At 72.3% G+C, this 782-nt stretch carries 1 protein-coding gene; it reads right to left on the bottom strand.

Annotation, left to right across the window (positions count from 1 at the left end; all coding sequences use genetic code 11):
• On the bottom strand, positions 1-782 hold a 782-nt coding region (locus AB4Z27_RS29200; protein ID WP_441646005.1), incomplete at both ends, for a cytochrome c-type biogenesis protein CcmH.

The following is a 782-nucleotide window of genomic DNA, read 5'->3' as shown; positions in this document are numbered from 1 at the left end:
GCCTCAGGCAGCGCCCCCCGCTCAGCCGCATCTGTCCCCGCCAGCGCCAGCGCCTTCGGCTCATCCCCATCCAGCGCCAGTGCCGCGCGCACCTGCTCCATTGGCGCGCCCTCCAGTTGCCCCCCAGCCGCGCTGGCCAGCGCATCGGCATAGTCGGCCCGCAGCGCCGCCGCATCCGGCACCAGCGCCACGGCCTTCGCGTAGGCCGCCGCCGCGTCGTCAAACCGTTCCAGCGCCGTATAAGACCTCGCCAGCATGTACCAGCCGTTGGCATCGCCCGGCTCCTGCCGCAGGCGCAGGGCCAGCCGGGACACCATGGCGTCGATTTGCTGCATGTCTACGGTGTGCCCATCGCCAGCCGGCAGCGTGGCCGGCGTGCTGGCCCAGGCTGCGCGGACCATGCCGGGGTTGCCGAGGTGGAGGTAGAGCAGCATCGCCCCGCCCGGCAGCAGGGCCAGCGAGGCGGCGACTACCCAGCGGGACCGCCCCGGTGGCGCAACTAGATCAGCCAATTCCGGCGGATCGGTGCGAGGACGAAACACGGCCCGATGCCGCCGCCTCGCCCGCACCACGACCACGGCGGTGCCGAGTACCAGCAGGGCCGGCCCGAACCACAGCAGCCACGTCAAGGGCCGCACCGGCGGGTCGTAGAGCACGAAGTCGCCATAGCGCTGCACGAGGAAGTCCTTCACGGCGGTCTCGCTCGCGCCGCTGCGTAGCTGCTCCCGGATCTGGGCGCGCAGGTCCACCGCGAGGTCGGCGTTGGAATCGGCCAGCGTCGT

The sequence above is a fragment of the Cupriavidus sp. KB_39 genome, assembly GCF_052114485.1.
Classification (GTDB): domain Bacteria; phylum Pseudomonadota; class Gammaproteobacteria; order Burkholderiales; family Burkholderiaceae; genus Cupriavidus.
The sequence above is the reverse complement of the archived record's forward strand: the minus strand, read 5'-3'. Positions and strand labels throughout refer to the sequence as shown.